General features: G+C 69.5%; 24 protein-coding genes. 14 read left to right on the top strand and 10 right to left on the bottom strand.

What is annotated here, in order from left to right; translation table 11 throughout:
- Window positions 1-21 precede the first annotated feature (21 nt).
- Window positions 22-837: an alpha/beta fold hydrolase gene (locus tag AC2SGK_RS06735; RefSeq protein WP_488322815.1), complete on the bottom strand. Its 816-nt coding sequence runs from the start codon at window positions 835-837 to the stop codon at window positions 22-24.
- A gap of 85 nt (window positions 838-922) precedes the next feature.
- The gene (locus AC2SGK_RS06730) at window positions 923-1306 is read right to left on the bottom strand and encodes a DUF2147 domain-containing protein (protein ID WP_411836893.1); all 384 of its coding nucleotides are present in this window, start codon (window positions 1304-1306) and stop codon (window positions 923-925) included.
- A 133-nt stretch (window positions 1307-1439) separates the two neighbouring features.
- On the opposite strand from AC2SGK_RS06730, the gene hisA reads away from it, so the two are divergent.
- From hisA to aat, 6 genes are all read left to right on the top strand, one after another.
- A complete protein-coding gene (gene hisA / locus AC2SGK_RS06725) occupies window positions 1440-2156 on the top strand; it encodes a 1-(5-phosphoribosyl)-5-[(5-phosphoribosylamino)methylideneamino]imidazole-4-carboxamide isomerase (RefSeq protein ID WP_488322814.1) in 717 nt (238 codons plus the stop codon).
- A 122-nt stretch (window positions 2157-2278) separates the two neighbouring features.
- Entirely contained in the window at window positions 2279-3040 is a 762-nt protein-coding gene (hisF, locus tag AC2SGK_RS06720; RefSeq protein WP_488322813.1) for an imidazole glycerol phosphate synthase subunit HisF, read from the top strand.
- Window positions 3037-3354 (top strand): phosphoribosyl-ATP diphosphatase, encoded by a 318-nt coding sequence (locus tag AC2SGK_RS06715; protein WP_488322812.1) that lies wholly within the window; start codon window positions 3037-3039, stop codon window positions 3352-3354. The genes hisF and AC2SGK_RS06715 overlap by 4 nt, the downstream gene beginning before the upstream one ends.
- 107 nt (window positions 3355-3461) lie before the next feature.
- On the top strand, window positions 3462-3974 hold the full coding sequence (accB, locus tag AC2SGK_RS06710) for an acetyl-CoA carboxylase biotin carboxyl carrier protein (protein ID WP_488322811.1): 513 nt from the start codon (window positions 3462-3464) through the stop codon (window positions 3972-3974).
- A gap of 5 nt (window positions 3975-3979) precedes the next feature.
- Window positions 3980-5326, top strand: a complete 1347-nt coding sequence (accC, locus tag AC2SGK_RS06705) for an acetyl-CoA carboxylase biotin carboxylase subunit (protein WP_488322810.1) — start codon at window positions 3980-3982, stop codon at window positions 5324-5326.
- A 7-nt stretch (window positions 5327-5333) separates the two neighbouring features.
- On the top strand, window positions 5334-5972 hold the full coding sequence (aat, locus tag AC2SGK_RS06700; protein ID WP_488322809.1) for a leucyl/phenylalanyl-tRNA--protein transferase: 639 nt from the start codon (window positions 5334-5336) through the stop codon (window positions 5970-5972).
- Here aat and AC2SGK_RS06695 read toward each other — a convergent pair.
- From AC2SGK_RS06695 to AC2SGK_RS06675, 5 genes are all read right to left on the bottom strand, one after another.
- Complete coding sequence (locus AC2SGK_RS06695) at window positions 5953-6306, bottom strand: DUF2155 domain-containing protein (RefSeq protein ID WP_488322808.1); 354 nt, start codon at window positions 6304-6306, stop codon at window positions 5953-5955. The two genes, aat and AC2SGK_RS06695, sit on opposite strands and share 20 nt — an antisense overlap.
- On the bottom strand, window positions 6303-6782 hold the full coding sequence (gene mlaD, locus AC2SGK_RS06690; protein WP_488322807.1) for an outer membrane lipid asymmetry maintenance protein MlaD: 480 nt from the start codon (window positions 6780-6782) through the stop codon (window positions 6303-6305). The genes AC2SGK_RS06695 and mlaD overlap by 4 nt, the downstream gene beginning before the upstream one ends.
- 1 nt (window position 6783) lies before the next feature.
- Complete coding sequence (locus AC2SGK_RS06685) at window positions 6784-7158, bottom strand: NADH:ubiquinone oxidoreductase subunit NDUFA12 (protein ID WP_488322806.1); 375 nt, start codon at window positions 7156-7158, stop codon at window positions 6784-6786.
- A gap of 83 nt (window positions 7159-7241) precedes the next feature.
- On the bottom strand, window positions 7242-8507 hold the full coding sequence (clpX, locus tag AC2SGK_RS06680; RefSeq protein ID WP_411836903.1) for an ATP-dependent Clp protease ATP-binding subunit ClpX: 1266 nt from the start codon (window positions 8505-8507) through the stop codon (window positions 7242-7244).
- 163 nt (window positions 8508-8670) lie between these two features.
- Window positions 8671-9303 carry an ATP-dependent Clp protease proteolytic subunit gene (locus AC2SGK_RS06675; RefSeq protein ID WP_488322805.1) on the bottom strand — a complete coding sequence of 211 codons (633 nt, stop codon included), beginning with the start codon at window positions 9301-9303 and terminating at the stop codon, window positions 8671-8673.
- 154 nt (window positions 9304-9457) lie between these two features.
- On the opposite strand from AC2SGK_RS06675, the gene pth reads away from it, so the two are divergent.
- Genes pth through AC2SGK_RS06660 form a run of 3 tightly spaced genes read left to right on the top strand, consistent with a single transcriptional unit; the run spans window position 9458 to window position 11565 of the window.
- Window positions 9458-10147 carry an aminoacyl-tRNA hydrolase gene (pth, locus tag AC2SGK_RS06670; protein ID WP_488322804.1) on the top strand — a complete coding sequence of 230 codons (690 nt, stop codon included), beginning with the start codon at window positions 9458-9460 and terminating at the stop codon, window positions 10145-10147.
- Entirely contained in the window at window positions 10144-11169 is a 1026-nt protein-coding gene (locus AC2SGK_RS06665) for a DUF2332 domain-containing protein (RefSeq protein WP_488322803.1), read from the top strand. Before pth ends, AC2SGK_RS06665 begins: the two co-directional genes overlap by 4 nt.
- Before the next feature lie 21 nt (window positions 11170-11190).
- Window positions 11191-11565, top strand: coding sequence for a DUF2237 family protein (locus AC2SGK_RS06660; protein ID WP_488322802.1), 375 nt, complete (start codon window positions 11191-11193; stop codon window positions 11563-11565).
- 21 nt (window positions 11566-11586) lie between these two features.
- Here AC2SGK_RS06660 and trpB read toward each other — a convergent pair whose 3' ends face one another.
- Complete coding sequence (gene trpB / locus AC2SGK_RS06655; protein WP_411836908.1) at window positions 11587-12813, bottom strand: tryptophan synthase subunit beta; 1227 nt, start codon at window positions 12811-12813, stop codon at window positions 11587-11589.
- 250 nt (window positions 12814-13063) lie between these two features.
- Here trpB and AC2SGK_RS06650 point away from each other — a divergent pair, with 250 nt between their 5' ends.
- From AC2SGK_RS06650 to AC2SGK_RS06630, 5 genes are read left to right on the top strand one after another with little or no spacing between them, the layout of a single operon-like run.
- On the top strand, window positions 13064-13876 hold the full coding sequence (locus tag AC2SGK_RS06650; RefSeq protein ID WP_488322801.1) for a MetQ/NlpA family ABC transporter substrate-binding protein: 813 nt from the start codon (window positions 13064-13066) through the stop codon (window positions 13874-13876).
- The gene (locus tag AC2SGK_RS06645) at window positions 13876-14673 is read left to right on the top strand and encodes a MetQ/NlpA family ABC transporter substrate-binding protein (RefSeq protein WP_488322800.1); all 798 of its coding nucleotides are present in this window, start codon (window positions 13876-13878) and stop codon (window positions 14671-14673) included. Before AC2SGK_RS06650 ends, AC2SGK_RS06645 begins: the two co-directional genes overlap by 1 nt.
- On the top strand, window positions 14670-15785 hold the full coding sequence (locus AC2SGK_RS06640) for a methionine ABC transporter ATP-binding protein (protein ID WP_488322799.1): 1116 nt from the start codon (window positions 14670-14672) through the stop codon (window positions 15783-15785). Before AC2SGK_RS06645 ends, AC2SGK_RS06640 begins: the two co-directional genes overlap by 4 nt.
- Entirely contained in the window at window positions 15766-16419 is a 654-nt protein-coding gene (locus tag AC2SGK_RS06635; RefSeq protein ID WP_488322858.1) for a methionine ABC transporter permease, read from the top strand. The genes AC2SGK_RS06640 and AC2SGK_RS06635 overlap by 20 nt, the downstream gene beginning before the upstream one ends.
- Before the next feature lie 56 nt (window positions 16420-16475).
- Window positions 16476-17213 (top strand): sulfite exporter TauE/SafE family protein, encoded by a 738-nt coding sequence (locus AC2SGK_RS06630; RefSeq protein WP_488322798.1) that lies wholly within the window; start codon window positions 16476-16478, stop codon window positions 17211-17213.
- Here AC2SGK_RS06630 and AC2SGK_RS06625 read toward each other — a convergent pair whose 3' ends face one another.
- Together AC2SGK_RS06625 and AC2SGK_RS06620 are read right to left on the bottom strand one after the other, a co-directional pair.
- Entirely contained in the window at window positions 17214-18599 is a 1386-nt protein-coding gene (locus AC2SGK_RS06625; protein ID WP_488322797.1) for an LLM class flavin-dependent oxidoreductase, read from the bottom strand.
- The gene (locus tag AC2SGK_RS06620; RefSeq protein ID WP_488322796.1) at window positions 18600-19799 is read right to left on the bottom strand and encodes an SfnB family sulfur acquisition oxidoreductase; all 1200 of its coding nucleotides are present in this window, start codon (window positions 19797-19799) and stop codon (window positions 18600-18602) included.
- Window positions 19800-19802: the final 3 nt, after the last annotated feature.

The following is a 19802-nucleotide window of genomic DNA, read 5'->3' as shown; positions in this document are numbered from 1 at the left end:
CCAAAGCCCGCCCCGATACTCTCAGGCCAGGAACGCCTTGAGGTCGTCCAGCAGCCGGTCGGCGTGGGTCGCGCCCAGACCGTGCGGGGCGCCGTCATATTCGATTAGCCGGGCCGCGGGCAGCATGCGCGCCAGCCGGCGGGCGGTGGCGTCGATGGGCACGATCTTGTCGGCCGTCCCATGCACGATCAACGTCGGCAGGGTGATGCCCGTGACATCGGCACTGAAATCGGTCATGCCGAAGGCGGTCACGCATTCCAGCGTCGCGCGGGAGCTGGCCATCATCGCCATGCCCTGCGTCCAGTCCAGCACCGCGTCGCTGACGCCGCTCATCAGGCCCTGACCGTAGAAATCCTTGAAGAAGCCGCGCAAGAAAGCGGGGCGGTCCTTGCGCAAGCCCTCCCGCATTCCCTCGAACAGGTCGGCTGTGGCACCGTCCGGATTGGCCTCCGACTTCAGCAGCCCCGGCGCGACCGATGCGATGAAGGCCAGCCGCCCGACCCCGCGCGCCCCATGCCGCGAGACATAGCGCGCGACCTCTCCGCCGCCCATGGAAAAGCCCACGATGGCCGCGTCCTGCACGCCGGTCGCCTCGATCACCGCGGCCAGATCGTCGGCCAGCGTGTCGTAGTCGTATCCGTCCCACGGCTGCTCCGACCGCCCGAAACCGCGCCGGTCATAGCTGATGACGCGATGCCCGGCCTCGGCCAGACCCACGGCCTGCGTCTCCCAGCTGTCGGCGTTCAGCGGCCAGCCGTGGGTCAGGACGACCGGTCGCCCCTCGCCCCAGTCCTTGACGTAAAGCTGCGTGCCGTCGCGGGCAGAAATCATCGGCATGGCGGTTCTCCCCTGGCTGCCGTTCACAGGGGGAACGTGCCGCGGGACGGACGGGTTGCCGCCCCCCCGCGACCGTGATCGCGCGCTACTGCACCCGCGCCCAGGTCTGGCTGCTGCACAGCAGCCCGCCCGCGACGCAGCCCGACAGGCTCATGCGGTCGCCCGCGACGCTGGCCTTGCCGCGATAGATCTTGTCGTTCGACGGACGCCAGACGCGGCCGGCATAGTCGGCGCCGCCCTGGGGGGCCATGTCGATGATGATCTGGCGACCCAGATTGGGCGACTGGTATTCCGCATTGTCGCGGAAGGTGCGGGTGATCGTGCCGCAGAAGGCCCCGCCGCAGGGGGCGACGGTGACATGGGCAAAGGCGCCCTCGTCGGGCTGGGTCTGCCAGACACCCTCGATCGGATCGGCGGCGGCGGCTCCGGCGCTCAGCGCGAGGGCGGCGGCCAGGATGAAGTGACGCATGAAACTCTCCTCCTCAGGATGCGCCCAGATTGCGCGCGCCGCCCCCCGCCGGGCAAGCATGACGTCAGGTCCCTTGCCGATCCGGTCCGCCCCGTGGCAAAGGGAGCGCGACCGACAGACCGGAGCGCGTGACATGATCCTCTACCCCGCCATCGACCTCAAGGACGGCCAATGCGTGCGCCTGCTGCGCGGCGACATGGAGGCGGCGACCGTCTTCGGCAGCGATCCGGCGGCCCAGGCCCGCGCGTTCCAGGACGCGGGCGCGCAGTGGCTGCACCTGGTGGACCTGAACGGCGCCTTCGCGGGGCAGCCCGTGAACGCGGCCGCGGTCGAGGCGATCCTGGCGCGCGTCACCGTGCCCGCGCAGCTGGGCGGCGGCATCCGCGACATGGCCACGATCGAGACCTGGCTGACCCGCGGCCTGGAGCGCGTCATCCTCGGCACGGTCGCGGTCGAGAACCCCGACCTGGTGCATGAGGCCGCCCGCGCCTTCCCGGGCCGCATCGCCGTGGGCATCGACGCCCGCGCGGGCCGCGTCGCCACCCGGGGCTGGGCGACCGAGACCGACATCGACGCCACCGACCTGGCCCGACGCTTCCAAGACGCGGGCGTCGCCGCGATCATCTACACCGACATCGACCGCGACGGCGCGATGGGCGGTCCCAACGTGGCCGCGACCGAGGCGCTGGCTCGCGCCGTCTCCATCCCCGTCATCGCCTCGGGCGGCGTCTCGTCGCTGGACGACCTGCAGGCGCTGGCCGCGACCGGCGTCATCGCCGGGGCCATCTCGGGCCGCGCACTCTATGACGGCGCCATCGACCTGAAGCAGGCGCTGCAAGCCCTCGCCTGACCCTTCTTCTTCACGAAAATATCCCGGGGGGGCCGCGGCACGCGGCGGGGGGCAGCGCCCCCCTCTGGCCCAACGACCCTCACCGCGCTAGAACAGCCCCGAACCAGACAAAGGCCCAAGCGATGCTCAAGACCCGCATCATCCCCTGCCTGGACGTGGCCGACGGCCGCGTGGTCAAGGGCGTGAACTTCGTCGACCTGCGCGATGCGGGCGACCCGGTCGAGGCCGCGCGCGCCTATGACGCCGCCGGCGCCGACGAGATCTGCTTTCTGGACATCCATGCCACGCATGAGAACCGGGGCACGATGTTCGACCTGGTGACCCGGACGGCCGAACAGTGCTTCGTGCCCCTGACGGTCGGCGGCGGGGTGCGGACGCATCACGACGTCCGCGCGCTGCTGCTGGCGGGGGCCGACAAGGTCAGCTTCAATTCCGCCGCCGTGGCCGACCCGGACGTGGTCGCCGCCGCCGCGGACCGCTTCGGCAGCCAGTGCATCGTCGTGGCCATCGACGCCAAGACCGTCGCCCCCGGCCGGTGGGAGATCTTCACCCATGGCGGGCGCAAGCCCACCGGCATCGACGCGGTCGACTTCGCCCGCCTGGTCGAGAGCAAGGGCGCCGGAGAGATCCTGCTGACCTCCATGGACCGCGACGGCACGCGGGCGGGCTTCAACCTGCCGCTGACGCGCGCCATCGCCGATGCGGTGGGCATCCCGGTGATCGCCTCGGGCGGGGTCGGCACGCTGGACCACCTGGTCGAGGGCGTCACCGAGGGCCGCGCCAGTGCGGTGCTGGCCGCCAGCATCTTCCATTTCGGCACCCACACCATCGCCGAGGCCAAGGCCCACATGGCCGCGGCGGGCATCCCCATGAGGCTGACATGAGCGCGATCCACCGCCTGGCCGCGACCGTCCAGGCGCGTCGCGGCGCCGATCCCGACAGCAGCTGGACCGCCAAGCTTCTGGCCAGGGGTCCCGAGAAATGCGCCGAGAAGTTCGGCGAGGAGGCCGTCGAGGCGATCATCGAGGCGGTCAAGGGCGACCGCGAGCGGCTGACCTCCGAGGCGGCCGACGTGATCTTTCACCTTCTGGTCATGCTGGCGGCGCGCGACGTGACGCTGGAGGATGTCGAGGCCGAGCTGGCCCGGCGCGAGGGAACCTCGGGCCTGGCCGAAAAGGCCGCCCGCCCCGGCGCCTGAGCGCGCAAAACGCGAGGGGACCCTTCCCCTTGGACAGGCACAGCGGCTATAAGCCCTGCAATCGCCGCACAGGGATGCGGCCCGACCAGAACACGGCAGAGGATGGCATGAGCAACGATTCCCACCACGACAAGCACCACGAGGGCGACGTGGCCTTCATCCGCTCGCTGGCCGAGCTGCTGAACGCGAGCGAGCTGAACGAGATCCAGGTCAAGCGCGAGTACGGCGAGCACGACCGCCTGACCGTCAGCCTGACCAAGCAGGGCAAGCAGGTCGTCTATGCCCAGGCCCAGGCCCCCGCGGCACAGGCGCCGGCGCAGGCCACCGCCGCGGCACCCGCGGCTGCCGCAGCCGCCCCGGCGGCCGCGGCCGATCCCGCCAGCCTGCCCGGCGCGGTCACCTCGCCCATGGTCGGCACCGCCTATCTGGCCGCCGAGCCGGGTGCGGCGCCCTTCGTCGCGGTCGGGCAGACCGTGGCCGAGGGCGACACGTTGATGATCGTCGAGGCGATGAAGACCATGAACCACATCCCCGCCCCCCGCGCGGGCACGGTCCGGCGCATCCTGATCGACGACGGCACCCCGGTCGAGTTCGGCACGCCCCTGATGATCGTCGAGTGACGCCGATGTTCGACAAGATCCTCATCGCCAACCGCGGCGAGATCGCGCTGCGCGTGATCCGCGCCTGCCGCGAGATGGGCATCGCCTCGGTTGCGGTCCATTCGACCGCCGATGCCGATGCGATGCATGTCCGCATGGCCGACGAATCGGTCTGCATCGGCCCGCCCTCCTCGGCCCAGAGCTATCTGTCGATGCCCGCGCTGATCTCGGCCTGCGAGATCACCGGCGCGCAGGCGATCCATCCGGGATACGGCTTCCTGTCCGAGAATGCCGGCTTCGTGCAGATGCTGGAAGATCACGACATCACCTTCATCGGCCCGCGCGCGGAGCATATCCGCATCATGGGCGACAAGATTACCGCCAAGGACACGATGAAGGCCCTGGGCGTGCCCTGCGTGCCCGGCAGCGACGGCGGCGTGAACGACGTGGACGAGGCCAAGCGCGTGGCCGCCCAGATTGGCTATCCGGTCATCATCAAGGCCACGGCGGGCGGCGGCGGTCGCGGCATGAAGGTCGCGCAGGACGAGGCGGGCCTGGAGGTCGCCTTCCGCACAGCGCGCGCCGAGGCCAAGGCCGCCTTCGGCAACCCCGACGTCTATCTGGAGAAGTACCTCCAGCGCCCGCGCCATATCGAGATCCAGGTCTTCGGCGACGGCAAGGGCCGCGCCGTCCATCTGGGCGAGCGCGACTGCTCGCTGCAGCGCCGCCACCAGAAGGTTCTGGAGGAGGCCCCCGGCCCCGCCATCACGCCTGAGCAGCGCGCCCGCATCGGCAAGGTCTGCGCCGACGCGGTGGCCAAGATCGGCTATTCCGGCGCCGGCACGATCGAGTTCCTGTTCGAGGATGGCGAGTTCTACTTCATCGAGATGAACACCCGCCTGCAGGTCGAGCATCCGGTGACCGAGGCGATCTTCGGCGTCGACTTGGTGCGCCAGCAGATCCGCGTCGCCGCCGGACTGCCGATGGAGTTCCACCAGGAGGACCTGGTGATCAACGGCCATTCGATCGAGGTGCGCATCAACGCCGAGAAGGTCCCGACCTTCTCTCCCTGCCCCGGCAAGGTCACCCAGTATCACGCCCCGGGCGGCCTGGGGGTGCGGATGGATTCGGCGCTCTATCAGGGCTATTCGATCCCGCCCTATTACGACAGCCTGATCGGCAAGCTGATCGTGCACGGCCGCGACCGCGACGAGGCGCTGGCCCGCCTGTCGCGCGCCTTGGGCGAGCTGATCGTGGACGGGGTGGACACCACGGTGCCGCTGTTCCGCGACCTGCTGGCCGAGCCGGACATCCAGTCGGGCAACTACTCGATCCACTGGCTGGAACGCTGGCTGGCCCAGCACTACAGCTAAGGCGGCGATGCTGACCCCCGCGCAACTGCTGGCCGGCTATGCGCGCGGGGTGTTCCCCATGGCCGAGAGCGCGGATGACGACCGCCTCTACTGGTTCGATCCGCCGATGCGGGGGGTCCTTCCGGTAGGCGGCGTCCATGCCGCGCGCTCGCTGCGCCGCGATCTGCGGCGCGGCGGCTGGAGCGCGCATCTGGACGGCGACTTCGACCGCGTGGTCGCAGCCTGCGCGGATCGCGAGACGACCTGGATCAACGCCCCGCTGGCCGAGCTCTACCACCGCCTGCACCGCGCGGGACATGCCCATGCGATCGAGATCCGGCACGACGGCATCTTCGCCGGGGGCATCTTCGGGGTCACCCTGGGCGCGGCCTTCTTCGGGGAGTCGATGGTGTCGCGGCGCAGGAACGGATCGCGCATGGCGCTGCTCTGGACCTCCGCCCATCTGGCGCGCTGCGGATTCCGGCTGTTCGACACGCAATTCCTGACGCCGCATCTGGCGCGCATGGGCGGGGTAGAGATTCCCCGTGCGGCCTATCGCAAGCGCCTGTCGGCGGCCTTGGCACTGCAGGCCGATTTCCTGGCCCATCCCCTTCCGGACGTGGACGGGCTTCTGGCCAGCCTGCCGGTCAGATCTGGCAGTTCATGACCCAGACATCATAGCGCGCATCGTCCAGCGCCGACAAAGCCGGAGAGCTGGCGATCATCCAGCCGCTGAACACGGTGGTGTTCTGGCGCAGATCGGTGACGGTCAGCTGCGCGAAAGCGTCCGAGCTGGGATCGCCAGCCGGATAGCGGCATTCGCCGAGCCGGATCTCCAGACGGCCATAGCGCACCGCCTCACCGACCGCCAGGGGCAGGTCGGTCGTGCGCCCCGAGACTTTGTCCAGCCCTCGCAGCATGGCGCCCGAGGCACGCACGCCTTCCTGGGCGGCAGCCGCCGCGGGCAGCAGGCACAGGACGGTCGCAAGGGCGCGGATCATGGGGCGTCGCCGTCGTCGGCGGACTGGCTGTCCACGAATTTCAGCATCAGCTGCAGCAGGCTGACGGCGCCCTGAACATCCTCGATCTCGTCTCCGGGACCCAGATTGTCGGGGCTGCCGCCCGGCTGCAGCTGAATGTAGGCGCCACCCAGCAGCCCGTCCGACTGGATCAGCGCCGCGCTGTCGGAGGGCAGCACGATGTCCGCCGGGATCGTCAGGACCGCATCGGCCAGATAGGTTTCGGGATTCAGCCGAACATCGCTGACGCGCCCGATGCGCACGCCGGCCAGTCGCACCTCGGTCCCTATCGAGACCCCGTCGACATCGGGAAACGAGGCGGTGACGTCGTAACCGCCGCCCCGCTGGATCTGTCCCTGCGCGGCCCAGGCCAGAAAACCGGCCGCCACGGCCAGGACGATCCCGCCCGCGATCAGCTCGGCGCGGGCTTCGGCTGACTGTCCGGTGGTGGCGGACATCCTATTCGGGACGCCACGCGTCGTAATCGCTGCGCACCGCGGGCTGCGCCCGGTACAGCGATCCGGCCGGAACGTAGGCGCCTGGCGTGCCGGTCAGGTTCGGCTGATGCGGCGCCTCCCACGGCTTGTGGGCCAAGGGAACCTCGGTCGGCGGCTCGTTCCAGGTGTGGTGCAGCCAGCCGTGCCATTCGGGGCTGATCTTGCTGGCCTCGGATTCGGCCTTGTAGATCACCCAACGGCGCTTGCCGTCCTTGCTGCTGTAGAAGACGTTGCCCTGCGCGTCTTCGCCGACCTTCACGCCGTGGCGCCAGGTGAAGAACTGGGTGTTGAGCGTCTGGCTGTTCCACCAGGTCAGAAAACGCAGCATGAACGACATCGACGGAACCCTCAGCGATCAGATTTGCCCTTGGCATATGCCCCAGATCCCGCGCAAGGTCCAGCCATGCGCGGGCAAGGCGATCATCCGGCGGACGCGCTTTCCTTCTTCGCGTCCACATGGATCAGCAGGGGCTTGGCAGCGGCGTTCTCGACCGCCTCGTCGTTCACGACGACCTCCTGCACGCTGTCCATGCCGGGCAGCTCGAACATGGTGTCCAGCAGGATCTCCTCCATGATCGACCGCAGGCCGCGGGCGCCGGTCTTGCGCTTGATCGCGCGCTTGGCGATGGCGGTCAGGGCGTCTTCGGTGAAGGTCAGCTGCACGCCCTCGAGGTCGAACAGGCGCTGATACTGCTTGACCAAGGCATTCTTCGGCTTGGTCAGGATGATGATCAGCGCTTCCTCGTCCAGATCGGTGAGGGTCGCGATCACCGGCAAACGGCCTACGAATTCCGGGATCAGGCCGAATTTCAGCAGGTCCTCGGGCTCGAGCTCCTTGAACAGCTCGCCCACGCCCTGGTCGGTGTTCTCCTTGACGGAGGCGCCGAAGCCCATCGCCGTGCCCTTGTTGCGCTGCGCGATGATGCGGTCCAGCCCGGCGAAGGCGCCGCCGCAGATGAACAGGATATTGGTCGTGTCAACCTGCAGGAACTCCTGCTGGGGATGCTTGCGGCCGCCCTGGGGCGGGACGCTGGCGACCGTGCCCTCCATGATCTTCAGCAGGGCCTGCTGTACGCCCTCGCCCGACACGTCGCGGGTGATCGAGGGGTTGTCGGACTTGCGGGTGATCTTGTCGACCTCGTCGATGTAGACGATGCCGCGCTGCGCACGCTCGACGTTGTATTCGCTGGCCTGCAGCAGCTTGAGGATGATGTTCTCGACATCCTCGCCGACATAGCCGGCCTCGGTCAGCGTGGTGGCGTCGGCCATGGTGAAGGGCACGTCCAGAATGCGCGCCAGCGTCTGCGCCAAGAGCGTCTTGCCGCAGCCGGTCGGCCCGATCAGCAGGATGTTCGACTTGGCCAGCTCGATATCGGTCTTGGAGCCGTGGTTCAGGCGCTTGTAGTGGTTGTGGACAGCCACCGACAGAACCCGCTTGGCATGCTCCTGCCCGATCACGTAATCGTCCAAGACGCCGCAGATCTCGCGCGGGGTCGGCACGCCGTCGCCGGACTTCAGCCCGCTGGTCTTGGTCTCCTCGCGAATGATATCCATGCACAGCTCGACGCATTCGTCGCAGATGAACACGGTCGGTCCCGCGATCAGCTTGCGGACCTCGTGCTGGCTCTTGCCGCAAAAGCTGCAGTAGAGCGTGTTCTTGCTGTCGCTGCCGGACTGGTTCGCCATCGTCCATTTCCTTGACTGCCGCCACACGGGTGTTGCGTGGCGGGCGGCTGCGGGTCCGTTGCCCCGCGCACCGCCTTTTCGGATATCCCGCGCCGGATCGGCCGGCGCAGGTCGTTCACGTCATGTTACGGGCGTGCCGGTCCCGTCACAATCCCCAACGCGGCTATTTCTTCTCGGGGACGGCCTTGCCACGCGGCGCCAGCACCTCGTCGATCAGGCCCCAGTCCTTCGCCTCGTCGGGCGACATGAAGCGGTCGCGCTCCAGCGCCTGCTCGACCTCGTCCAGGGTCCGGCCGGTATGGGTGACGTAGATCTCGTTCAGGCGCCGCTTCAGCTTTTCGGTCTCGCGGGCGTGGATCAGGATGTCGGTCGCCTGACCCTGATAGCCGCCGGAGGGCTGGTGGACCATCACCCGGCTGTTGGGCAGCGAATAGCGCAGCCCCGGCTCGCCCGCGGCCAGCAGCAACGAGCCCATCGACGCGGCCTGGCCGACCACCAGCGTGGACACGCGCGGCTTGATGTACTGCATCGTGTCATAGATCGACAGGCCCGAGGTCACGACGCCGCCGGGGCTGTTGATATACATGCTGATGTCTTTGGACGGGTTCTCCGCCTCCAGGAACAGCAGCTGCGCGCAGATCAGCGTGGACATGCCGTCATGGACGGGCCCCGAGACGAAGATGATCCGTTCCTTGAGCAGCCGCGAGAAGATGTCATAGGCCCGCTCCCCGCGCGAGGTCTGTTCGACCACCATGGGAACGAGGGTGTTCATGTAGAATTCTGCCGGATCGCTCATCGTCTGTCCTTGCCTTTACGTCCCTGTCCCCGCGATTCGTCCGGGCCTGAACCCCTGTCTTAGCCGCGATAGGTTGACAGAGTCTTAGTAACGGGCAAGGACAGCCGCAAGGGATGGAACGCAAATCGCCCGGCCGTCCGGGCAGGAGGCAGCGATGAAGCTGATCGTGGGGCTGGGCAATCCCGGCGCGAAATATGCGGCGAACCGCCACAACATCGGCTTCATGGCGCTGGACCGCATCGCCTCCGATCACGACCTGTCGCCCTGGCGCGCGCGCTTTCAGGGGCTGGCGGCGGAGGGCAGGCTGGGCGACATGCGGGTCACGCTGCTCAAGCCGCAGACCTTCATGAACCTGTCCGGGCAGTCCGTTGGCGAGGCGATGCGCTATCTGAAGCTGACGCCCGCGGATGTCATCGTCCTGCATGACGAGTTGGACCTGGCCCCTGGCAAGGCGCGGGTCAAGCAGGGCGGCGGCCATGCGGGCCATAACGGCCTGCGCTCGATCCACCAACATATCGGGGCCGAGTACGGCCGCGTCAGGCTGGGCATCGGGCATCCGGGTCACAAGGACCGCGTCGCGCCCTATGTGCTGTCGGATTTCGCCAAGGCGGAGGAGGCGTGGCTGGACGACCTGATGCGCGGCATCTCGGACGGGGCGGCGGCGCTGGCGGCGGGCGACGCGGGACGCTTCCAGAACGCGGTCGCGAACCGCACCGCCCCCGCGCGCAACAGCGGCACCGAGCCCCCTGCCCCAAAGCCCGCCGCCAAGCCGCAGCCCGAGCCCGCCCCGCAGCCCACGACCCTGTCCGACCGCCTGCGCGCCCTGGGCGAGCGGTTCAAGTGAGCGTCGATCAGGCCTTCGCCCATCAGGCGGGGGCCTGCGCGGCGCTCGGCTCGCCGCTGACGGCAGCGCTGTGCCGGACGCTGCCGCACGTGCTGACCGATGGCCCGGTCGCCGCGCGCGTGCGGAACTGGCCGGGCGATCCGTCCACGGCGGCGGATTCCCTGGCGCTGCGGCTCTGCGGGGCGCTGCATGCGCTGGTGCTGACGGGGGCCGATGCGCCGCTGGCGGCGGCCTATACGGCGGGCGCGGTGCCGGCGGACCTGCTGGCGCGGGTGCTGGACGATCACGCGGACCGCATCCTGTCCTGGCTGGACAGCCCCCCGCAGACCAATGAGGTCGCCCGCGCAGCGGCCCTGATCGGGGCGGCACGCCTTCTGGCAACGCTGTCGCCCCTGCCGCTGCGCCTGCTGGAGCTGGGCGCGTCGGCGGGGCTGAACCTGAATTTCGATCGCTATCACCTGGGCGCAAACGGTGCGGGCGTCGTGCTGACGCCGGACTGGCGCGGCACCATGCCGCAAGGCGCGATCACGGTCGCCAGCCGGCGCGGCGTGGACCTGAACCCGCTGGACCCCGAACGCGACGGGCAGAGGCTGATGGCCTATTGCTGGGCCGACCAGCAGGAGCGCCTGACGCGGCTGCGCGCGGCGCTGGACCTGGCGCGGCGCGACCCGCCGCCGGTGGACCGGGACGATGCCGGGGCGTGGCTGGCCGCGCAGCTGGCCGATCCGGCCGCCGGGCGGCTGACGCTGGTCTATCACACCGTCGCCGCACAGTATTTTCCGCCCGAAACCCGGCAGGCCTGTCACGATGCGCTGGAGCGGGCGGGCCGGGCCGCGACCGCCGCGGCAGCGGTGGCGCATCTGCGCATGGAGGCCGATGGCGGCGAGGGCGCGGCGCTGGACCTGACGCTGTGGGACGGGACGCGGCGCGACTGGTCCCTGGGGCGCGCCGATTTCCACGGGCGCTGGATCGACTGGCGGCCGACGCTCTTCGATCTTTCCCCCGCGCCCGACCCGGCATAGGCTGGCCGCAAAGGAGACCCTATGGAGCCTTCGATCAACGTTCTGGGCGGCGCGCTTCAGCCCTGCTCGACCGCGCCGGTGACCGGCTTCTTCCGCAACGGCTGCTGCGACACCGGGCCCGAGGATCGCGGCAGCCACACGGTCTGCGTCGTGCTGACGGACGAATTCTTGGCCATGTCACGCTATCTGGGCAACGACCTGACGACGCCCCGCCCCGAATGGGGCTTTCCGGGGCTGAAGGCGGGAGACCGCTGGTGCCTCTGCGCCAGCCGCTTCCTGCAGGCCGCGCAGGAATTCGCGGCCCCGAAGGTGGTGCTGGACGCGACCCATCGGCGCGCGCTGGACATCGTGCCGCTGGACCTCCTGCGCCGTCACGCGGTGGACGCGGCGGACTGAAGGCCCGCCGCGACGCCGATCTCAGGTCTGGATGTCGAAGCCCAGATGCTTGGCGACGGTGAAGATGTCCTTGTCGCCGCGCCCGCACATGTTCATCACGATGATGTGGTCGGCGGGCAGGTCCGGCGCGATCTTGATGACATGGGCCAATGCGTGGCTGGGCTCCAGCGCGGGAATGATCCCCTCCTGCGCGCAGCACAGCTGGAAGGCGGCCAGGGCCTCGTCATCGGTGATGCTGACATATTCCGCGCGGCCGATGTCCTTCAGCCAGGCATGCTCCGGCCCGATGCCCGGATAGTCCAGTCCCGCGCTGATCGAATGCCCTTCCAGGATCTGGCCGTCATCGTCCTGCAGCAGATAGGTGCGGTTGCCGTGCAGCACGCCCGCGCGCCCGCCCGACAGGCTGGCGCAATGCTGCATGCGGTCGTCCACGCCCTTGCCGCCGGCCTCGACGCCGATGATGCGGACCTCCTTGTCGTTCAGGAACGGATAGAAGAGGCCCATCGCGTTCGACCCGCCACCGATGGCCGCGACGATCGTGTCGGGCAGGCGCCCCTCGCGCGGCATGATCTGCTCGCGCACCTCCTTGCCGATGATCGACTGGAAGTCGCGCACCATGGCCGGATAGGGATGCGGCCCCGCGACCGTGCCGATGCAGTAGAAGGTGTCGCGGACGTTGGTGACCCAATCGCGCAGCGCATCGTTCATCGCGTCCTTCAGCGTGCCGCGACCGCTGGTCACGGGCACGACCTCGGCGCCCAGCAGGCGCATGCGGAAGACGTTGGGCGCCTGCCGCTCGACATCATGCGCCCCCATGTAGACCACGCATTTCAGGCCGAAGCGCGCGCAGACGGTGGCGGTCGCCACGCCGTGCTGGCCCGCGCCGGTCTCGGCGATGATGCGGGTCTTGCCCATGCGGATCGCCAGCAGGATCTGGCCCAGCACGTTGTTGATCTTGTGCGCGCCGGTGTGGTTCAGCTCGTCGCGCTTCATGTAGATCTTGGCGCCGCCCAGATGCTGGGTCATGCGCTCCGCGAAATAGAGCGGGCTGGGACGGCCTACGTAATGCGTCCACAGATCGTTCATCTGGTCCCAGAAGGCCGGATCGGTCTTGGCGCGTTCGTATTCCGCCTCCAGGTCCAGGATCAGCGGCATCAGCGTCTCGGAGACGAAGCGGCCGCCATAGATGCCGAAACGGCCCTGATCGTCGGGCCCGGAGGTGAAGCTGTTCAACAGGTCGTCGGCCATGGGATGCGCCTTTGGGTCAGGGTGGGGTTGCGGGCAGAACCCGGTCGGCCCCCGTTCTAGACCCGTTCCGCGGCGGATTGAAGCCCGTGCGTCGGCCCGCGGTCGAGAACGCCCGTCTCCGCGCCTCGCACGGTGCGGCATGATTGTTCCCTGCCGCAGCCCAACAAGAGAATGGAGGCCGGGGCCAAAACACGACAATCTAGGTCATGTTTTATGGCGCTGATGCCGCCGCTCAATGACGGAGATTCCCATGCGTTCCTCAACGGCCATTCTGGCGACCCTGCTGGCGATGGGGGCCGGCGCGGCGATGGCCCAGGACCTGACCATCGGCGTCGTGCCCGGCGCCTATGCCGATGCCGCCAACACCGCCGCGACCGAGGCCGCCCGACAGGGCCTGACCGTCGAGGTGGTCGAGTTCAGCGACTGGACCACGCCCAACATCGCGCTGGATGCGGGCGACATCGACGTGAACTTCTTCCAGCACCGCCCCTTCATGGAGAACACCGAGGCCGAGCGCGGCTTCGACTTCGAGCTGGTCGCGCCGGGCATCCTTCAGAACATCGGCCTGTTCTCGTTGCGCCACGACAGCTTCGACGCCATCCCCCAAGGCGGCACGGTGGCCATCGCCAACGACCCGGTGAACCAGGGCCGCGGCCTGCTGCTGCTGGAGCGTGCGGGCCTGATCACGCTGCGCGAGGGCGTGGGCTTTCTGGGCACGGTCGACGACATCGTCGACAATCCCAAGGATCTGCAGTTCTCGGAGGTGGAGGGGCCGCAGCTGGCGCGGGTGACGGGGGACGTGGACCTGGCGCAGGGCTATCCGCATTTCATCGTGGCCGCCGGGACCTTCGATCCGACCAGCGGGCTGATCTATTCCGGCATCGAGGATCTGCAGTTCAACGTGGGCTTCGTCACCCGCGCCGACCGGGCGGACGATCCGGACGTCGCCCGCTTCATCGAGATCTTCCAGAACTCGGACGCGGTGAAGCGGCAGATCCACGAATCCTTCGCCGAAAGCGACCAGCTCTATCTGCTGGCCTGGGAGCAGGAGCCGGCATCGTGATGCGCGCGACCCTTCTGTCCACGGCCCTGGGCCTGTTGGCCGGTCCCGCGCCGGCGCAGGACCTGACCATCGGCACCGTACCGGGCGCCTTCGGGGATTCCGCCGCGGTCGCCGCAGTGGAGGCGGCCCGCGAGGGGCTGGAGGTGCGGCTGGTCGAGTTCAGCGACTGGACCACGCCCAATGTCGCGCTGGGTGCGGGCGACATCGACGCCAACTTCTTCCAGAACCCCGTCTTCATGGCCAATGCCGAAGCCGAGGGGGGCTGGGATTTCGAGTTCGTCTATCCCGGCATCCTGGGCAATATCGGCCTCTATTCGCTGCGCCATGACAGCTTCGACCAGATCCCCGAGGGCGGCACCGTCGCCGTGGCCAGCGATCCGGTCAACCAGGGGCGCGGCCTGCTGCTGCTGCAGCGCGCCGGGCTGATCACGCTGCGCGAGGGCGTGGGCTATCTGGGCACGCTGGACGACATCACCGACAATCCGCGCGACCTGCAGTTCACCGAGGTCGAGGGGCCGCAGCTGGTGCGGATCACGGGCGATGTCGACCTGGCGCAGGGCTATCCCTATTTCATCGTCGCGGCGGGCGCCTTCGATCCGGCCAGCGGGCTGATCTATACCGGCCCCGAGGACCTTCAGTTCAACGTGGGCTTCGTCACGCGCGCCGACCGCGCCGACAATCCGCAGCTGAAGCGCTTCGTCGAGATCTTCCAGTCATCGCAGGCGGTGCGCGACCAGATCCACCGCTCCTATGGCGAAAGCGACGACCTCTATATCCTGGCATGGGAGCATCTATGACCCGCGCTCTGACCGTCAGCGAATTGCGCGCCTCGGGCCATGTCGCGGCCCTGCCCGATGCGGCGCGCGCCCATCCCGTCGCGGGCAGCGTCCGGTTCGAGGGCCTGGGCAAGACCTACCGCTCGGGCGGGGGCGATGTCCGGGCGCTGGACGGGATCGACCTGGACATCCGCCCCGGAGAGGTCTTCGGCATCATCGGGCGCTCGGGCGCGGGCAAGTCCAGCCTGATCCGCACCATCAACCGGCTGGAGCGTCCGACGACCGGCCGGGTGCTGGTCGATGGCCGCGACATCGGCGATCTGTCCGAATCCGGGCTGGTCGCGCTGCGCCGCCGCATCGGGATGATCTTTCAGCATTTCAACCTGCTGGCCGCCAAGACGGTGCGCGAGAACGTGGCCCTGCCCCTGCGCGTGGCGGGCGTCCCGCGCGCCGAGATCGCGGCCCGCGTGGCCGAGGCGCTGGACCTGGTGGGCCTGGCGGACAAGGGCGACACCTATCCCTCGCGCCTGTCGGGCGGGCAGAAGCAGCGCGTGGGCATCGCCCGCGCGCTGGTCAGCCGCCCCGAGATCCTGCTCTGCGACGAGGCGACCAGCGCGCTGGACCCCGAGACGACGCTGTCGATCCTGACGCTCCTGCGCGACATCAACGCGCGGCTTGGCCTGACCATCGTGCTGATCACCCACGAGATGGCCGTGATCCGCGAGATCTGCGACCGGGTGCTGGTGCTGGAGGCGGGCCGCATCGCCGAGACCGGCCCCGTCTGGCAGGTCTTCGGCGCGCCGCGCCACCCGGCGACGCAGGCGCTGCTGGCGCCGCTGCTGAAGAACCTGCCCGGCGATCTGGCCGCGCGGCTGCGCGCCGACCCGCGCGGCCCGCGCGACGAGGTCATCCTGGAGCTGCGCTACGCGGGCGTCACCCGGCCCGATCTGGGCGCGCTGTCGCAGGCGCTCGGTCCGCGCGGCCGGCTGCTGACGGCCGACATCGACAGCATCCAGGGCCGTCAGGTCGGGCGGGTGCTGGTCGCGGCGCCCGCGGATGCGGATCTGGCGCCGCTTGTCCATCTTGGCGATCACGGAAAGGTTCTGGGCCATGTTGACCCCGCAGATGATTGACCGCCTGTGGCAGGCGTTCCAGGACACGGCGCTGATGGTGGGCGTCTCCGCGGGCATCGCGGTGCTGGCGGGCATTCCGCTGGCGGTGTTCCTGGTCACCTCCGGGCCGCAGGGCATCTTTCCCGCGCCGCGCCTGAACCGGATCGTGGGCACCATCGTGAACGGCTTTCGCGCGGTGCCCTTCATCGTGCTGCTGGTGGCCCTGATCCCGCTGACGCGGCTGCTGGCGGGAACCACCATCGGGGTCTGGGCGGCCATCGTGCCGCTGTCCATCTCGGCCACGCCCTTCTTCGCGCGCATCGCCGAGGTCTCGCTGCGCGAGGTCGATCCCGGCCTGGTCGAGGCCGCGCAATCCATCGGCTGCCGCCGCTGGCACATCGTGCGCCACGTCCTGCTGCCCGAGGCGCTGCCCGGCATCGTCGGCGGCTTCACCATCACGGTCGTGTCGATGATCGGCGCCTCGGCCATGGCGGGGGCGGTGGGCGCGGGGGGCCTGGGGGACGTCGCGATCCGCTACGGCTATCAGCGGTTCGACACGACGGTGATGCTGGCGGTGATCGCCATCCTGATCCTGCTGGTCTCGGCCGTGCAGATCGCGGGCGATGTCACGGTGCGCCGCCTGAAGGCGCGCTGAGGCTGGACGCGCCCCCGCGCCCGGCCTAAGCACGGCGGCGACAGCGGAGGCGGCCCATGTCCGACACCATCACGATGGCCCTGGGGTTCCTGGTCGTCGCCGTGCTTTATGCGGCGGTGGGCCAGGCCGGGGCCTCGGGCTATCTGGCGCTCATGGCGCTGACAGGCAGCGCGGCCGGGACCATGAAGGTGACGGCGCTGGCGCTGAACACGGCGGTCGCGGGCATCGGGTCATGGGTCTTTCTGCGCGCGGGCCGCCTGTCCTGCCGCAGCATCTGGCCCTTCGCGGCGCTCGGCTTTCCGTTCTCGATGCTGGGCGGCGCGATCCACCTGCCGGCGGAGGTCTATTTCCCCGTCGTGGGCGGGGTTCTGATCCTGTCAGCCCTGCAGATGGCGCGCCGGGCCCTGGGCCGCGCGGACCCCCGCACCCCGCCGCGCCATCCGCCCTTTCCGGCGGCGCTGCTGACCGGGGCGGGGATCGGGCTGGTCTCGGGGATGACGGGCACGGGGGGCGGCGTGTTCCTGGCCCCGGTGATCCTGATGATGGGATGGGCCAGCGCGCGCGACACGGCCTCCATCACCGCGGTCTACAACTTGGTCAATTCGGCGGCCGCACTGCTGGGCGCGTGGGCGATGTGGGACCGGCTGCCCGCCGCCATGCCGGCCTGGCTGGCGGCGGTGGTGCTGGGCGGCACGCTTGGCGCGGCCATCGGCGCGCGCCACCTGCCGGAACGCGCGCTGCGCCTGCTGCTGGCGCTGCTGCTGTTCGTCAGCGGGCTGCGGATGCTGGTCTGATCACTCGGCCGCCTGCGCGACGCCGCCGGGGCGGAAGGCCGCGACCGCGTGATCGGCGGGCAGGCGGTCCCCCTGCCCCGTCAGCTTGTTGCGCCAGCTGCCCGGCGCGTATTCCGTCTTGTAGCTGCCGCGGCTCTGCAGTTCGGGCACGACCAGCCGGGCGAAATCCTCATAGGTGCCGGGCGAGGCCAGCCGCGTCAGGTTGAACCCGTCCACGCCCGCCTCCCGCACCCAGGATTCCAGCTCCTCCGCGACCTGACCCGGCGTGCCCACCGCCAGCGGATAGCGCCCGCCAAGCGCCAGCTGCGCCAGCAGGTCGCGCTTGGTCCAGCCGCGGCTCTGCGCCAGGGCGGTGGCCGACTGGATCGCGTTGGTCGGACCGTAGGGGATCACGTCATCCAGCCCATAGGGCGCAAAGTCGATGCCGGTCGAGGCCGAGAAATGCGCCAGCCCCGCCTCGGCGCTGGCATGGCGGCGATGCTCGGCCAGCTTGTCCTGGGCGCCCGATGCGCTGTCATCGGTGATGACGTTCACGCCGATCAGCACCTTGACCGCATGGGGGTCGCGCCCCGCATCCGCCACCGCCTGGCGCAGCGCCGTCACGGCCTTCCGCGCCGCCGCCTTGTCGGGGGCCGAGATGAAGACGCATTCCGCGTGCCGCGCCGCAAAGCGCAGGCCCCGCCCCGAGCTGCCGGCCTGCAGCAGGACCGGCGTGCGCTGCGGCGAGGGTTCGGACAGATGCGGCCCCTCGACCTTGTAGAACGGGCCGTCATGGCGGATCGTGCGGACCCGCGCCGGGTCGGCATAGACGCGCGCGGCCCGGTCGCGGATCACCGCATCGTCGTCCCAGGACCCCTCCCACAGCTTGTAGAGCACATCCAGATAGTCGTCCGCCTGATCGTATCGCAGATCGTGATTGGTCTGCCCCGCCTGCCCCAGGGCCCGCGCCGCGCTGTCCAGATAGCCGGTGACGATGTTCCAGCCGATCCGCCCTTCGGTCAGGTGGTCCAGCGTCGACATGCGCCGGGCAAAGGTATAGGGCGCCTCCTGGTTCACGTTCACGGTGACGCCGAAGCCCAGATGCGTCGTGACCGCCGCCATGGCGGAGATCAGCATCATCGGGTCGTTCACCGGCAGCTGCACGGATTCGCGCAGGGTCACGTCCAGCCCGTTCCCATAGACGTCATAGGTGCCGATGATGTCGGCCAGGAACAGCCCGTCGAACAGCCCCGCCTCCAGCGTGCGGGCCAGGTCGGTCCAGTGCGACAGCCGGGTATAGTCCGACGACCGGTCGCGCGGATGGGTCCATTGCCCGTGGTTGATATGGCCCACGCAGTTCATGTTGAAGGCGTTGACGATGATGTGGCGGCCGAGCGGAGTGGTCATTCAGATGGCTCCGTGTCGGGGCGGGTTGACGCCGTTCAGGCGGTGGTTGCCGATGGCGTGATACTTCCAGCGCACCGGATCGTGCAGCGTGTGGACGCGGACATTGCGCCAGTAGCGGTCCAGATTGTCCGCCCCCGACGTGGCCGAGGTTCCCGTCAGCTCGAAGAGCCTGTTCGCCGCCAGAAGCCCCGCCGTGGTGGTTAGCGCGCGCGCCGCGGCCACCGCCAGCGAGGCGTCGGCCACGGTGCGTTCGGTCGGATCGGCCTGCGCCGCATCCAGTGCGCGCCCCGCACGCTCCGACAGCGCCTCGGCCGCGCGCAGGCGGACCGAGACCTCGCCCACGCCCGCGATGGTCAGCGGGTCCTGATCGGCGCGCTGCACCCCCGCGTCGATCCAGGGGCGCGCGCGGTCGCGGATGAAGGCCGTCATCTGCGCGAAGGCCCCCTGCCCGATCCCCAGGTCGATGGCCGCATGCATGATCTGGGCATGCGGGCCGATGGGTGTGGCGCGGTCAAAGCTGTCCTGGAACGGCACCACCCATTCGGGACGGATCGCCACATCGTCGAAGGTGACCGAGCCGGAGCCGGTCACGCGCTGCCCGAAGCCGTCCCAATCATCGGTGACGCGGACGCCGGGCGCGTCGCGCGGCACGAAGACCATCTGCTGGCGGTCGTCGTCATCCACCGACAGGGTCGGGATCCAATGGGCATAGATCGCCCCGGTGCAATAGAACTTGGCCCCGTTCAGCCGCAGCCCGTCCGCGCGGCTCAGCCGGGTGCGGCGCTTGAAGTCCTTCGCGCCGATCTCGGCCACGGCATTGCCGAAGCGGTGGCCGGTCAGGGCGAGGCGGTGGAAGAACCGCCGCTGATCCGGGCTGCCGCCGCTGCGCACGATCTGCAGCGCGTAGAAATGGTTCTGCGGGATCTGCGCCAGCGACCCGTCCGCGGCCGCGATGATCGCGATGACCCGCGCCAGGGTGACGGCGGAGACGTCCGCCCCGCCATCCTCGCGCGGGACGGTGATCCCCCAGAGGCCCGAGGCGGAATAGCGGCGCAGCTCCTCCCACGGCAGGATGCGATCCCGGTCCCGGTCAGAGGCGCCGGGGGCGAATTCGGCGGCCAGGCGCTGCGCGACGGCGATGGCCTCGGCATCATCGGCGATGACATGGGGCAGATCGGGCGGCGGGGCGATGTCGGTCATGGC

The sequence above is a fragment of the Paracoccus sp. NIOT.M2S5SZ12 genome, assembly GCF_057748165.1.
The sequence above is the reverse complement of the archived record's forward strand: the minus strand, read 5'-3'. Positions and strand labels throughout refer to the sequence as shown.